Source organism: Marinobacter sp. (assembly GCF_044799475.1).
Taxonomy (GTDB): Bacteria; Pseudomonadota; Gammaproteobacteria; order Pseudomonadales; family Oleiphilaceae; genus Marinobacter.
Genome location: NZ_CP085217.1, coordinates 910,202 through 925,171 on the forward strand (window position 1 = coordinate 910,202; position 14,970 = coordinate 925,171).

12 protein-coding genes are annotated in these 14,970 nt (G+C 57.1%); 3 read left to right on the forward strand and 9 right to left on the reverse strand.

Annotated elements, in window-relative coordinates:
• Positions 1-18: 18 nt before the first annotated feature.
• Together LG327_RS04195 and thpD are read left to right on the forward strand one after the other, a co-directional pair.
• Complete coding sequence (locus LG327_RS04195; RefSeq protein WP_404366195.1) at positions 19-1,836, forward strand: acyl-CoA dehydrogenase C-terminal domain-containing protein; 1,818 nt, start codon at positions 19-21, stop codon at positions 1,834-1,836.
• A 141-nt stretch (positions 1,837-1,977) separates the two neighbouring features.
• Positions 1,978-2,913: an ectoine hydroxylase gene (thpD, locus tag LG327_RS04200; RefSeq protein ID WP_404366198.1), complete on the forward strand. Its 936-nt coding sequence runs from the start codon at positions 1,978-1,980 to the stop codon at positions 2,911-2,913.
• A gap of 107 nt (positions 2,914-3,020) precedes the next feature.
• Here thpD and LG327_RS04205 read toward each other — a convergent pair whose 3' ends face one another.
• The 9 genes from LG327_RS04205 to rpmH all read right to left on the reverse strand — a co-directional run bounded on the left by LG327_RS04205 (position 3,021) and on the right by rpmH (position 12,887).
• Positions 3,021-3,491: a hypothetical protein gene (locus LG327_RS04205; RefSeq protein ID WP_404366200.1), complete on the reverse strand. Its 471-nt coding sequence runs from the start codon at positions 3,489-3,491 to the stop codon at positions 3,021-3,023.
• 49 nt (positions 3,492-3,540) lie between these two features.
• Entirely contained in the window at positions 3,541-6,648 is a 3,108-nt protein-coding gene (locus LG327_RS04210) for an efflux RND transporter permease subunit (RefSeq protein ID WP_404366203.1), read from the reverse strand.
• Positions 6,645-8,018: an efflux RND transporter periplasmic adaptor subunit gene (locus LG327_RS04215; RefSeq protein WP_404366206.1), complete on the reverse strand. Its 1,374-nt coding sequence runs from the start codon at positions 8,016-8,018 to the stop codon at positions 6,645-6,647. Before LG327_RS04215 ends, LG327_RS04210 begins: the two co-directional genes overlap by 4 nt.
• A complete protein-coding gene (locus tag LG327_RS04220; protein ID WP_404366209.1) occupies positions 8,002-8,640 on the reverse strand; it encodes a TetR/AcrR family transcriptional regulator in 639 nt (212 codons plus the stop codon). The genes LG327_RS04215 and LG327_RS04220 overlap by 17 nt, the downstream gene beginning before the upstream one ends.
• Positions 8,641-8,858: 218 nt before the next feature.
• A complete protein-coding gene (gene mnmE, locus LG327_RS04225) occupies positions 8,859-10,226 on the reverse strand; it encodes a tRNA uridine-5-carboxymethylaminomethyl(34) synthesis GTPase MnmE (RefSeq protein WP_404366213.1) in 1,368 nt (455 codons plus the stop codon).
• A gap of 83 nt (positions 10,227-10,309) precedes the next feature.
• Positions 10,310-12,028: a membrane protein insertase YidC gene (gene yidC / locus LG327_RS04230; protein WP_404366215.1), complete on the reverse strand. Its 1,719-nt coding sequence runs from the start codon at positions 12,026-12,028 to the stop codon at positions 10,310-10,312.
• Between the two features lie 4 nt (positions 12,029-12,032).
• On the reverse strand, positions 12,033-12,335 hold the full coding sequence (yidD, locus tag LG327_RS04235) for a membrane protein insertion efficiency factor YidD (protein ID WP_404366218.1): 303 nt from the start codon (positions 12,333-12,335) through the stop codon (positions 12,033-12,035).
• Positions 12,336-12,369: 34 nt separating this feature from the next.
• Positions 12,370-12,738, reverse strand: coding sequence for a ribonuclease P protein component (gene rnpA / locus LG327_RS04240; RefSeq protein ID WP_404366221.1), 369 nt, complete (start codon positions 12,736-12,738; stop codon positions 12,370-12,372).
• Between the two features lie 14 nt (positions 12,739-12,752).
• Positions 12,753-12,887, reverse strand: a complete 135-nt coding sequence (rpmH, locus tag LG327_RS04245) for a 50S ribosomal protein L34 (protein WP_404366224.1) — start codon at positions 12,885-12,887, stop codon at positions 12,753-12,755.
• 645 nt (positions 12,888-13,532) lie between these two features.
• Between rpmH and dnaA the strand changes: the two genes are divergently transcribed.
• Positions 13,533-14,969 carry a chromosomal replication initiator protein DnaA gene (gene dnaA / locus LG327_RS04250; protein ID WP_404366227.1) on the forward strand — a complete coding sequence of 479 codons (1,437 nt, stop codon included), beginning with the start codon at positions 13,533-13,535 and terminating at the stop codon, positions 14,967-14,969.
• The last annotated feature ends 1 nt before the right edge of the window (position 14,970 follow it).

Genomic DNA, 14,970 nt, shown 5'->3' on the forward strand with positions numbered 1-14,970 from the left:
AATGACAGAGGTGACGTTATGCCGCTATACAAGGCTCCCCTGCGGGACATGAAATTCCTTATCAACGAGGTATTCGACTATCCCGGCCACTACGCTTCGCTGGCCTCCGGCGAGAATGCCACCCCGGATATAGTGGATGCCATCCTGGCGGAATGCGCTCGTTTCTGCGAGGAGGTTCTGAGCCCTCTCTACCAGTCCGGTGATGAAGAAGGCTGTCGACTGGAGAATGGTGAAGTGACCACCCCGACAGGCTATCGGGAAGCCTACAGACAATACGTCGAAGGAGGCTGGCAGGGACTTTCTGCCCCTGAAGAAGTGGGTGGCCAGAGCCTGCCAGCCTCCATGGGGCTGATGAAACAGGAAATGATGGGCACCGCCAACTGGTCTTTCAGCATGTATCCCGGTCTCTCTCTCGGGGCCATGAATACCATCCAGCTGCACGGCACCGAAGAGCAGAGGAAAGAGTTCCTGAGGCCCCTTACTGAAGGCCGGTGGGGTGGCACCATGTGCCTTACGGAACCCCAGTGTGGTACAGATCTGGGGCAGATTCGCACCCGGGCCGAACCCGGGGCCGATGGCTCCTATCGGCTGACCGGCACCAAGATCTTCATATCCTCCGGTGAACACGACCTTACTGAGAACATCATCCATATTGTTCTTGCCCGGTTGCCGGATGCCCCAAAAGGCACCCGGGGAATCTCACTCTTCATTGTGCCCAAGTTCCTGCGGGATGCCTCGGGGGGCTTGGGCGAGCGTAACGGGGTAGTCTGTGGCAGCCTCGAAAAGAAAATGGGCATCAAGGCGTCGGCCACCTGTGTGATGAACTTCGACGGTGCCAGAGGCTTCCTCCTGGGCCCCGAAAATGACGGCCTGAGCTGCATGTTCACCTTCATGAATACCGCACGGATAGGCACCGCCATCCAGGGCGTAGGGCCGGCGGAACTTTCGTACCAGTGGGCTCTGGCCTACGCCAGAGCCCGCCGCTCCATGCGGGCCCTGTCCGGCAAAAAGGATCCTGACCAGGACGCTGACAGTCTTCTTCACCACGCCGATGTGCGGCGCATGCTGATGACCCAGAAGGCCATCGCCGAGGGCGGACGGGCCATGCTCTACTACGCTGCCCGGCTGGCGGATCACATGCTGGAAGGTCACCTCTGCGGAGACGAAAAAAAGGTCGAAACCTACGATGACAAGCTGGGATTCCTCACTCCCATCCTCAAGGGTTTTCTGACTGAGCTGGGCAATGAGGCTGCCAATCTCGGCATGCAGGTATTCGGCGGCCACGGCTACATCCGGGAACACGGCATGGAGCAGATTGTAAGGGATACCCGTATAGCCACCCTGTATGAGGGCACCACCGGTATCCAGGCCCTGGATCTGCTGGGACGCAAAGTGCTTTTGATGACCCGGGGCGGGGCGGTGCGGGAGTTCACCCTGATCATCAGCAACTTTGCCCGCCGGCATATGGGAACTAGCCGCCTGCGACCCTTTTGCTGGCAGTTGCTCAAACTGTCAGGCCAGTGGAACCTGCTTACCATGCGGTTGATGCTGGCGGCCCGGAAGGACCGGGATATAGTAAGTTCCGCAGCCAACGATTTCCTGATGTTCAGCGGCTACGTCACCATGGCATTCATGTGGGCCCGCATGGCAGCCATTGCCACAGAAAAGCTGGAGAACGGCGGCGCAGAGTCGGAGGATTTTTATGGCGCCAAGCTGGCCACGGCCGAGTTCTATTACGCGCGGCTGCTGCCGAGGGCATGGACCCATGCCGCCACCATGCTCAGCCCCAGCAGCAACCTCCTTGGGCTTGATCCCGACCATCTGGCTTTCAGCTGACCTCGTCGAAAACTGAACAGTCTGGCCCCGGTTTGATCGGGGTCAATTTTTCGGCTTGAAAACAGACAGTAAAAGACTCAGTTTACATACACCTTCAAAATGAGGACATGAACACAGAGATTGCAAAGAGGAGGATCGAAAATGGACTCTCACACTAACGACCTGTACCCCACCCGCCTGGAACGCCCCGTGGAAAGTTTTGACCGGCTGGATCCCGTTGTTCACAGTACCGGCAGACAGCGAACCGATGGCCCCCTGAGTGCCGTTGAACTGGCTCAATATGAGCGCGATGGCTTTCTGGTCTTTGACCGTTTCATCGATGAAACTACTGTGCAGCGGTTCCGTGAGGATCTCCGGAGTTATGAGCAGGACACGTCAGTCCTGAATTCGGAAGGCACTATTACCGAGCCTGCCAAACAGGAAATCCGGTCGATTTTCGGCATCCACGAAGTATCTGACCGGTTTGACCGGCTGATCCGGGATCCAGAGATTGTTGATATGGTCCAGCAGTTGCTGGGTAGCGACGTTTACATCCACCAGTCCCGGATCAATTACAAACCCGGCTTCCACGGCAAGGGTTTTGACTGGCATTCGGATTTCGAAACCTGGCACGCAGAAGACGGCATGCCCAGAATGCGGTCAGTGAGCTTCTCCATAACCCTGACGGATAACACACCTTTCAACGGGCCCCTGATGCTCGTCCCAGGTTCTCACAAAACCTTCATCCCCTGTGTGGGACGCACCCCGGAGGACAATTACCGCTCATCCCTGAAGAAACAGGACCTGGGTGTACCCAGCGATACCGAACTGGACCGGATGATTGATCAGCACGGTATCACCGCCCCCACCGGCCCTGCCGGCTCTCTGATCATCTTTGAGTGCAACACTCTGCACGGCTCCAACGCCAATATGTCGCCCTGGCCCAGGAGCAACCTGTTCTTCGTGTATAACAGCGTGGAAAATCAGCTGGAGAAACCCTTCTGCGGCAACAGGCCGAGGCCGGATTTCCTGGGCAACCGGACCCGGACAGAGGCTCTGAAGCCTGATCGCAACCAGCGTATTACCCGAACCGCCTGAATGGAGAAAGCAGTTATTTAAACCGTTCCTCCGGTGTTAGCGGGAAATACGGTCAGCTAATTTGAGCACCAGAAAGTGGTCAGTGGTGCTGGCCGGTTCAAAACTGATCAGTTCTTGTCGAGGTTAACGCCGGGGAAGCGGTCGGAAACATATTTTCCATGGCACTCAATGCAGTTGCGGGTCATCTCGCTATAGATCTGGCGCTGCTCCATGGTGTTTTCTTTCCTGCCGGCTTCGGCCAGTGAAGCCGCGAGTTTGTGGAACTCCTTGTCCAGCTCTATAAAACCCTTCGGCACAGCCGACATCAGATCCTTGCGATCCTGTTCGGTCAGTTCCTGCTGCAGGATGAAGCTGTCATGAATCTGCTGCGCATTCTCGGCAACAGTCTCATGTTGCCCCGTTACCATGGCGGGATGAATGGCGTTCATCGCCGCCTGCACCGCCCTCATCTCTTTCTGAAGTAGCTGGCTCAGCTTGTCAGTGAGTCCGGGGGTGACAGGTTCCGCCGCCAGAGAGCTGGTCGACAGTGTCAGGCCCAGCAATAAGGCTGCAATGAATTTTCCGGCTTTAGCTGTCATTTGATTGATTCCTTTTATTTGCATCTTTTAAAGCACGATAGCAGTGCGGTTACTGTTTGTCAGCGGTGGGTACTGTCGCCCAGCCAAGGTCTTCAAGAATCGTATAGAGCGCCGGCAACGCCAGCAGGATCAGAACGGTGGACACGAGCAGACCGAATACCACGGATATCACCAGCGGAATAACGGCCATGGCCTGGGTGCTGGTTTCGGCCAGCAGGGGCAGCAGGCCGGCCACGGTGGTGGTGGTGGTGATCAGAATGGCCCGGAAGCGGGCGCGGCTGGCGGCGCCGGCCGCTTTGTGTGCACTCATGCCCTGTTCCCGGTAGCCCTTGATGAACTGCACCAGCAGAATGGCATTGTTTACCACAATGCCCGCGAGGGAGGCGGCGCCGATCAGCGACGGCATGGACAGGTTGTAGCCCATCAGTAAATGACCCCAGACGGCCCCCATAAAGGCCACTGGAATCGACAGCATGACAATAATCGGCTCAAGATAGCTGCGGAACTGGAACGACAGAATCAGGAATATCCCCAGCAGGCCGATCAGCAGGCCCCGGGCAATGGACTGACCGGTTTCCCGGGAGCGCGCGGTCTGGCCTTCCACCTGAAGCCTGATATCGGGCCACTGTCCGCGCAGCTTCGGGAATACCCGGTTTTCCACGTCTGTCATGATGGCATTGGCATTGGCATTGGCTTGCTGGCTGTTTACATCTGCCGAGACCGTCACCGTGCGGAGACCGTCAATGCGGGTGACTTGTGACCACTGCCGGTCCGGCGTAACAGTGGTCACTTCCCGCAGGGTAACCATCCGGCCCTCTGGGGTGGCGATCACGGTGTCTTCCAGAAACTGGCGGGTGTTGCGCTCGGCGCTGGTCTGGCGCACCAGGATTTCTATATGCTGATCACCGATCTGCACTGTATCCACGATCTCCCCGAGCAGACCGGTGCGGATCTGGTTGGCCACCTCGGCGGCATTCAGGCCCAGAGACAGGGCGCTGTCTTTCAGCTCCAGAATCCGCTGGGGTTTGCCGGGACGCAGATCGTCGAGCACATTGAAGGTGCCGTTATAGCTGGCAACTTCACTGGCGAGATAGCGTGAGGCAGCCTTCAGGTCTTCCAGATCCGGGCCCTGCAGGCGTACTTCGATGGGGATACCTGCGGGTCCGAAACCTGGCTCCTGAATATTCAGAGCAATCAGTCCCGGAATCTCGCCGATTTCCCGGTACCAGCGATCAGTGAGAGTCGTCAGTCCCAGGGTCCGGGTTTCAGCGGTCAGCAGGTCAGTCATCACTGTGGCCACATGCGGACCTTTCTCGCCGGCCCCGGCGTGCTGGTTAAAGCGGGTCTGGATGTTTCTCACCAGAGGTTGACCGTCTGGCTGCTCCGGACTGTATTCTTCGTTGAGCCTTTGCATGGCGTCGATAATACGGTTGGTAATGGCCTTTGTCTGATGCAGGGGCGTGCCCTGGGGCATGAGTACTCTGGCTTCCAGCACGTCGCCTTCAATCTCCGGCATGGCCTCCATGCGCACATAGCCCCCGGCCATCAGCCCTGCTGAGCCCAGGATAGCCAGCAGCATGACCGCCAGTACGCCGTAACGGAAACGGATGGCGTTATCGGCCAGTTGCCCCACTTTTTCACGGGCCTGTTCAAAACCCTTGTCGAACGAGGTCCGGAATCGGGACGGCGCTTCTTCGCGTTTTTCCCCCAGACCGTTTTTGAGGTGGTGCGGCAGTATCCAGAAAGCTTCGATCAGGGAGGCGGCCAGAGCAGCGATCAGTACCACCGGCAACACTTCCAGCACGGACCCCAATTCCCCCGCCAGAAACGCCAGCGGCACGAATACCGAGGCTGTGGTCAGAAACGACGACAGCACCCCGGGCAGAATTTCCAGCGTGCCCCCTGCGGCAGCCTGCAGGGGACTGCTGCCTTCGGATGCGTGACGGGCGATATTCTCGGTAATGACCACCGAGTCGTCCATGACAATACCTATGGCCATCAGCAGAGCCACCAGGGTGATCATATTCAGGGACAGCCCGGTCACGGCCATCATGACAAAAGCCCCGGCAAAGGCGGCGGGCAGTCCGAACAGGGCCCAGAACGCCAGGCGTGGACGGAAAAACAGAGCCATCACCAGCCCCACCAGCAGCAAGCCGGTAATACCGTTGCCCACCAGCATCTGCAGGCGGTCCTTGACGATGGAAGTCATGTCCTGGGTAATTTCCAGCTCTACGCTGCCTGCGCGGCGGGCCTTTTCCCGGGCAACGAACGCTTGCAGCGAGTCCATCACCCGCAGGGCATCGTCATGACCCGTCTTGTGAATTTCCAGAATAATGGCGCGCTGGCCATTGAACTCCACCTGTTCCTCTTCCCGTTCGTGGGCTTCGCTAATGCTTGCGAGGTCGCCCAGGGTCAGCACGGCACCGGCTTTCCCGCCCACAACCGGGAGCTCCGCCAGTGCCTGCAGTGAGCGCCGTTCATCCACAAACCGTAGCTGTATATCCTGGCTGTCAGTTTCAATAGTGCCCAGGGGCATGTCCAGGTTCTGGCTGGTGATGGCGCGGCCAATATCCCGTACACCCAGGCCATACTGGCGAAGCCGGTCACGGGATACTTCGACATGCCACTGGCGCTGGGACAGACCAACCGGAATGACGTCGGCCACGCCATCCATGGCAAAGAGCTGATCCTCCAGCTGGTTGATGTAAACTTCCAGATGGGAAAAACTCATAGGACCGTAAACCGCGATAGCCGCCACCAGATCAGTGCGGTACAGCTCCCGGATAACAGGGTCTTCTGCTTCTTCCGGCAGGTCGGTCAGTGCTTCAATTTCGGTGCGGATATCATCCAGAAACCGGCCCATGTCACCTTCTGGCGCCATGCTGGCAATAATCCTGGCTTGGCTATCCCGGGCGGTGCAGGAGATTTCCTCCATATAGTCCACTCGCTGCAGGGCTTCACCCAGGCGCTGGCAGATGGCTTCCTCCACATCGGCAGCGGTGGCACCCCGGTACTCCATGGTGATGCTCACTTCAGGCGGCAGATAATCCGGAAAGGTTTCGCGGGTCAGGTTCGGCGCCGCATACAGGCCAGCAGCAAGAATCAGGAGCAGCAGCAGGTTGCCAGCGGTGGGGTGGCCAGCAAACCAGCGGATCACTGCTGTTCCCCTGTGACCATCTGCTGCACCCACTGAGCGGTTTCCCTGTCGTGTCGAAGCGCAAGGGGCATACCTTCAATAGCGGGAAGCAGATCATCGAGGATCACCCGATCGCCAGCCTCCAACCCCTCACTGATGATCGCAAGCTCACCCTGCTTCCAGGCCAGCTTGACTCGCTGGCGTTTCAGACGATTATCACCATCAGCCAGATACACCCGTCCCTCGTGAATGGCACTGGCCGGAATCACCAGGACCGGGTCTGATGTTGGTGCTGCGATCGTTGTCTGCACAAACATGTTGCGCATCAAGGGTGGCCGGGCTGGAGGATTGGCGTTGCGGTAAGGTTCATCCACGGTGATTACCGCCTGAACAGTGCGGGTGGCGGGCTCAAGGCTGCTGGTTACCCGGGTCAGCCTGCCGGGCCAGCGACTGTCGGGGGCGCCGGTCGGGTGTACCCATACGGTCAGGGAATCCAGGGGTAGTTGCTTGTGGAAGTCGGCAAAGCCCCCGGGCGATTTCTGTTTTTCCGACAGGTCGGAAGCGCCCGGAATCTGGGACAGCACATTGCGAAGTTCAGACATTTCCAGCTGTACAGTAGCTTCGGCCGCGGCAATGTCGTCAGCAATAAACAGTGTCTGGCCGGGGCTCACCTGTTCCCCGGTTTCAATCCCGGCCTGGTGAACCCGCATGTCCCAGGGGGCTTCAAAACGGGTATCTTCCAGGTCTTCCCGTGCGTTGGCCAGGGCAGATTCACTGCGGGCCAGACGTGCATTCAGGGTTTCCCGCTTCACCGGAATCAGATTAAGCTGATTTTTCAGGGACTGCACCGCCTGCCGCTGCTGCAGAGTGGCCCGTTTTTGCTCATCCAGGCGGGTTTCAGCCAGGGCGCCCCGGTCGGCCAGGGTTTTTGCCCGTTGCAGTTCCCGCTGAGCCAGAGCAAGCCTGCTGTTTTCCAGTTTCAGCAACTCACGGGTATTCTGTTCTTCCTGATCCAGTTGCCGCAGTTCTGCCTCAACGCCGGCAATGTCGGCCTTGGCCGAGGCTTCCGCCAGCTCGTAGCGGGTCGGGTCTATCTGTAGCAGCCGGGAACCTTCTGGTATCAGATTGCCACTTTCCAGATCCGGATGTTTCCAGGTGATGCGCCCTCCTACATTGGCCACTGCCTTCCAGCTCCGCGCCGGTAATACCTGACCATAACCAAGGGCTTCGATGCGAACCGTGAGGGGAGTGGTTTCAAGAAATCTCGCAGGTACCGCTGCTACCTGCTCAGTGGTGCGCGCTGGTGGCTGTTTGAGCTTTACCATAACCACCACAAAAACGATGCCGACAATCAGCGTCAGGGCGAGAATGAGTTTATTTTTTCGGGTCATCGGAAGTCTCCCGGAAGCTCGCGCTGAATAGTCTGAATATACGTGGCGCTATCTGTTCAAGGGCGCGAACATCGCCACTCACCATCCCCTGGACCACCAGCCCCTGAATGGCGCCCAGATACAGCACTGCAGCAGCCTCGGTGTCGATGGCCGGACTGATGCGCTGTTGTTTAATTCCGAGGTCCAGCAGAGCAGTGACTTTCCGACGGTAGTTTGCCAGGATCTGGCGGATGATGCGTTTCGCCGGGTCATTACCAGGCTTCTGAAGCTCCCCCAGCATCAGGCGGGGAATGCCCGGATGGCGGGAAATAAAACCGATATGGGCCAGAAACATGGCTTCCAGGGCTTTATCGGCCTGCTCCTGCTGGTCGGCAGCGGCGAACACCTGCTGGACAAGCTGCTCCGACACCCAGCCTGCCACTGACTCCCACAGGCTGCTCTTGCTGGGGAAGTGTTTGAAAAGGGCGCCCTGAGACAGCCCTACCTCTTCGGCAATGCGAGCAGTGGTGAGGCTGGAGGGGTCTTGATCGGCACATAAATGCACCACAGCCGCAACGGTAGCCGACTGGCGATGCTCGGTGCTCTGATAAGCCCGTTTCGATGGTTGCTCGATGTCAGGCATGCTGGATCCATACAAAGAAAGTAATTGATTACTTTATACTGGAAGAACAGCTCGAATCAAGCAAGACCTGATATCCAGGCTTTGTATCAGGAAAAGCTGAATGGCCTGATCCAGTCAGACCGGCCGTTGCGAAGCCATTCGGCGGAATGTTTTACATTCCCCTCAAAACCAGACTGTTTTCCTGATTTTTTCGTGACTTTAAAAGACGGTGGATGAGTTCATTTGCCGATACAGAAACTGCTGAAAATACGCCCCAGAAGATCGTCTGGGGTCATGGCTCCAGTGATCTCTCCAAGGGCGTCCTGGGCTGCCCGGAGGTCTTCCGCGAGCAGTTCCCCGGCGCCGAAACCGCTCAGCTGATGTTGTCCCTGTTCGAGGAATTCCCGGGCACGCTCCAGGGCATCCAGATGGCGACGGCGGGCAAGAAACCCACCTTCGGTGGAACTGGCGTAGCCCATGCACTCTTTGAGGTGCTCCCGAAGTACTTCCAGGCCATCGGCCGAGCGGGCTGCCAGGCGGATGACCGGGGCTCCTTCACTGACTGGCGTCAGGCCGGGCGTTTCCCCGGACAGATCCACCTTGTTTCTGATAACGGTAACCGGAGAGGAGGGCGGGAGCTGGTCGATGAAATCAGGCCAGATAAGCCCGGGTTCTGTTTCACTGGTTGTGGTGGCATCCACCATCAGAAGAATCCGGTCAGCCTGGCGGATCTCATCCCACGCCCTGGCTATGCCTATTCTTTCAACCTCATCCGGGCTGTCCCTCAGGCCTGCAGTATCGATGATGTGCAGGGGCATGCCATCGATCTGAATGTGTTCCCGGAGCACATCCCGGGTGGTGCCTTCGATGGCGGTCACAATGGCGGCTTCCCTGCCTGCGAGAACGTTGAGAAGGCTGGATTTTCCGGCATTTGGCCGGCCTGCAATCACCACCCTCATACCGTCCCGCAGGATGGTGCCCTGCTGGGCTTCCGCAAGTATCTCTTCCAGATCAGCCCGAATGACGTCGAGATCGCCCGCCACCCGGCCATCGGCGAGAAAATCGATTTCTTCTTCCGGAAAATCGATGGCAGCTTCCACATAGATACGCAGGTGGGTCACCGCTTCCACCAGGGCGTCGATGCGCCGGGAAAAGGCCCCCTGCAGCGAGCGGACCGCACAACGGGCGGCCTGTTCGGAACTGCTCTCGATCAGGTCAGCAATGGCTTCAGCCTGGGCAAGATCGAGCTTGTCGTTGAGAAATGCACGTTCTGAGAATTCTCCGGGCCGGGCAAGCCTGGCTCCCAGGGCGCAGACGGCTCGCAGGAGCATATCCAGAATGACGGTACCGCCATGGCCCTGGAGCTCGAATACGTCTTCACCGGTAAAAGAATGGGGATTCGGAAAAAAGAGTCCGATACCCTCATCGATAACGGTACTGTCAGCATCAAGAAAAGGCCCGAAGTGGGCGTAGCGGGGCCTGGGCTGAAAGCCCAGGATCTGCCGTGCAATTTCCCCGGCGCCCGGTCCGGAAACCCGGACTATGCCGACACCGGCCTGGCCGGGGGCAGTGGCAATTGCGGCTATTGTGTCGGTGGTATGGATCATTCCACTCGCCTGTATGAAAAGCTGTCATGAAAAAGGGCTCCACCAGGGAGCCCTTTGATTCGCTTCGCTGACTGGCCAGCTGGTCAGTGCTTCCGGGCAGCCATGTCCGCTTCAATCTTGCGGGTAATGTACCACTGCTGGGCAATGGACAGAATGTTGTTGGTCAGCCAGTAGAGTACCAGGCCTGCCGGGAACCAGAGGAAGAAGACAGTGAAGATAACAGGCATCATCTTCATCACCTTGGCCTGCATCGGATCCGGGGGAGTGGGGTTGAGACTCATCTGGATGAACATGCTGGCGCCCATCAGGATCGGCAGGATGAAGTAGGGGTCCATCACTGACAGATCCTGGATCCACAACATGAAAGGTGCGTGCCGGAGCTGTACGCTTTCAAACAGCACCCAGTACAGGGATATGAAGACCGGCATCTGCACAAGGATGGGCAGACATCCCCCAAGGGGATTGATCTTCTCCTTTTTGTACAGAGCCATCATTTCCTGGGACATGCGCTGGCGGTCGTCGCCGTACAGCTCTTTCAGCCGGGTCAGTTGTGGCGCAACTGCCCGCATGCGGGCCATGGAACGGTAGCTGGTGGCAGAGAGCTTGAAGAAAAGCGCTTTGACCACAACAGTCAGCAGGATGATGGCCACGCCCCAGTTGCCCACCAGACCATGGAGCCAGTCCAGGACCACAAAAAGTGGATAGGCAATGAAGAAAAGGAAACCAAAATCGACCGTTCTGTCGAGGTTTGGAGCTATGTCTTCCAGCCGCTCTATGATCTTGGGTCCAATGTAGGCCCGGGCATTGATTTCGCCGGTCTGGCCTGGTTCAACAACGGTCGCCGGGCTGACGAATCCCATCACGTAAAGGCTGTCGCGCCGGTTGGTCTGGAACTGATGGGTCTGGTCCTGCTGGGGAATCCAGGCTGTCAGAAAATAATGCTGGAGGAATGCCAGCCAGCCGCCGGTGACGTTCATTTTGAGTGGCTGTTCCCGGAGATCCTCGAAATCGTACTTTTCGTAGGGATCTTCAGGAGTGCTTACAACCAGTCCAAGGAAGGACTGGATTCCCATGGATGTCTGGGCGGTCTGGTCAGGACTCTGGTCCCGCACGATCTTGCCGCTGAAGTTACCCTGCCATGTGCTATTCGAGCGGTTATCTATCCGATACCGCACATCTATTTCATAGCTATCCCGGCCCAGAACGTACTGTTTGGTGACATTCACCCCTGTATCGCTGGTAAAGGAGAGGTCAAGAGTCACTGTGTCCTGGTTGTCGTCCAGACGGAAACTGTCCTGGTCAGCAGTGTAAACAGGTGTTGGCCCAACCCGCCGGCTGTCAAATCCATCGCGGCCAATAAGCCCGCTTTCCATCAGGTAAGTGCGGTTCCGGGTGTTCTGAAGCAGCCTCAATGGTTCTTCGCTGTCCAGAGTCCGGTCGTGCTTCAGCATTGCTGCTTCGACAATATGACCGCCGATCCGGTCGACCTTGAGTTTCAGGACATCGGTGATAACTGTTATGTACCGGTTCTCAATGCCCCGGTCGTCGGAGGCAGAGACTGTGTCCGAAACACCAGTGCTGGTGGTTGCTTCCGGGGTTGAAAATTCCTCATCACCTGCCGGCGGGGAAGAGGTTTCGGAAGCACCGGGTTCCGCAACATAATCATTTCCGTCGAACGCTTCTGTTCGCTCTTCCATGGCCTGTGATGGACTGGGCTGATTGTAGTCTTCGTTCCAGGCCAGCACCATCATGTAACTTACAATGGCGAGGCCGACAAACAGTAGGATTCTTTGAATGTCCATAAAGTCAGTGCGTCGTCTGGTTGGTAGCGGTTTGCGATTTGCTCGCCGGTACATGGTGGCGATGACAGGCGTGGTTATCCGGATTTTTCGAAGCGGGGTCCGGAACAGGATCATAGCCCCCGGCTGCCCAGGGATGGCATCGTAACAGGCGCTTCAGAGCGAGATAAAGGCCTTGCAGGCTGCCATGCACTTCGATGGCTTCAAGAGCGTAGGCGGAGCAGGTTGGATAATGGCGGCAATGACTGGCCATGAGGGGGCTGATGGCGTACCGATAGGCCCGGATGGGCAGGAGCAGAAGCTTACGCATGAACCGGTTCCCTACTGGCTTTGGCCGCTGTCGGTCAGGCCTGGGATAATGAACCTGACTTGTTTTTCAGTCGCCGCCAGATGTCGTTGAGTACCGGCGCTACCTGGTCATTGGTCATTTCGGCCAGACCCTGGCGACTAAGGACAACAATGTCCACGGCCGGCAAATCCGTCTGGTGGCGGAAGGTTTCCCGTACCTGTCGTTTGATCCGGTTGCGCTGGACTGAGAGCTTCAGGTTTTTCTTTGAAAAAACCAGTCCGACACGGGCGTGACCAAAAGTGTTTGGAGCTGCCAGAATCAGGAAATTCCTGTGCGGCACCCGTATCTGAACGTTATCGAAGACGCCGCTGTAGTCCCGTGGTTTGAGCAGACGGACAGACTTGGGAAAGGCTAACGTCTTCACGGATCCGATCGCAATCAGGCTGACAGGCGTACACGTCCTTTGGCACGACGGCGGGCAAGTACCTTGCGACCGTTGGCTGTTGCCATGCGGGCACGGAAGCCGTGAACACGCTTACGCTTCAGGACGCTGGGTTGAAACGTTCTTTTCATGATGATGCTCTCACGTAACGGAATTTATGTTCGGATATTGGCTGCGAATTGAACAGCGAAACAGGAGCGGCATTCTAGTCAATGTGGACGGGTAATTCAATGGGTATGTGAGGGTGCGGGAAATGGGTGCTCAGGTGCGGCGGTTTGCGTCTGGTAATAACATCTTTAGGTTTTTTAGTTCTTTTAAGTCTTTTCTACTACTACTGTTATTACACAGGCGATTTTCTGTGGTTAACCCTGAAATTCTGCATTAATTCAACGGGGTTGGGAGAATGACAACCCGGTGTGCTACCCGGTCTGGGAGCTGTGGACAACCGGCTGACGGTTTGTGGATAACCTGGTCCGGGTCAGATCGAGTGAGTTATCCAGATGTTGTACAGTGGTTATGCACCGGGTTGGGAGCCGACCCTCCACAGGGCCCTGTGGATAATCTGAAATCAGCTAATTTCTGTACACAACCCTGTAGGTAAGTCGGTAATAGATTGAAACAAAAAGTAAATACTTTCCACAGGCTGTTTATTAAATTGCTTCGGGGCTTTTACTTGGGGGTGTCCAGGAGTAGAATTCACCCTCACCTCAAGTATCAGGATTCCGTAATCGCCGGACCCAGAGGATATTTCCCTACAGCATTGGAGGCAGGCTGTCGTGCCGCAGAAAATCTGGCATCAATGTCTTGAAGTGCTCAGGGATGAGTTTCCCGCCCAGCAGTTCAATACCTGGTTAAGACCGCTTCAGTCCGATATCAGGGACGGGCAGCTGATGCTGTTCGCTCCCAACCGGTTTGTCATGGACTGGGTGAATGAAAAGTACCTTCGTCGTATCGAAGAGGTACTCAAGGATCTTGAGGGTGGGCGGGCACCAAGGGTGAGCATGAAGGTGGGTTCGGCACCGAAAGAGGGGCTGGTTGCAGTGTCCAGAACGCCTGTGACCTCGGCTCCGGAGGAAGGCGGGGATGTGAACGCCGAGGAACAGGGAATAGCCGCAAGTTCGGCTGACCGTTCTTTTCAGGTGGGGGGCCAGAGCAATCGGCGGGCCGTTCAGGTGGAAGGTGGCATCAAGCATCAGAGCTTTCTCAATGAGGGGTTCACTTTTGATACGTTTGTGGAAGGCAAATCCAACCAGCTGGCCCGGGCGGCTTCCATGCAGGTGGCTGAAAACCCCGGCGGTTCCTATAATCCGCTTTTTCTTTATGGTGGGGTTGGCCTGGGCAAGACCCACCTGATGCATGCCATAGGCAATGAAATCGTGCGGCGGAAGCCCGGGGCCAAGGTGGCTTATCTGCGGTCCGAGCGGTTTGTGGCGGACATGGTCAAGGCTCTGCAGCTGAACGCAATCAGTGAGTTCAAGCGCTATTACCGGTCAGTGGATGCCCTTCTGATCGATGATATCCAGTTTTTCGCCCGCAAGGAGCGCTCCCAGGAGGAATTCTTCCATACCTTCAACGCCCTGCTCGAGGGTGGTCAGCAGGTTATCGTAACCTGTGACCGTTTCCCCAAAGAGATTGTGGATATGGAAGAGCGTCTCAAGTCCCGTTTTGGGTGGGGGCTGACAGTCATGGTTGAGCCGCCGGAACTGGAAACCAGGGTGGCAATCCTGATGAAGAAGGCGGAGCAGGTAAACGTAAGGCTCAGTAGCGAGGCGGCTTTTTTCATTGCCCAGAAAATTCGCTCTAACGTACGCGAGCTCGAAGGGGCGCTGCGCCTGGTGATAGCGAATGCTCACTTCACCGGCTCCGAGATCACCCCTCCCTTCATCAGGGAAAGCCTCAAGGACCTGTTGGCGCTGCACGAAAAGCAGGTAAGTATCGACAACATCCAGCGTACGGTGGCTGAGTATTACAAGATCAAGGTGGCGGACCTGCTGTCGAAGCGTCGCACCCGGGTGGTTACCCGCCCACGGCAGGTAGCCATGTCACTGTCCAAGGCTCTGACCAATCACAGCCTCCCCGAGATAGGTGATGCGTTCGGCGGACGCGATCACACTACGGTTCTCCATGCCTGCAGGAAGATCGTGGAGCTGCAGGAAACGGATCCCAGTATCCGGGAGGACTACCAGAATTTCATGCGGTTGCTGACATCCTGAA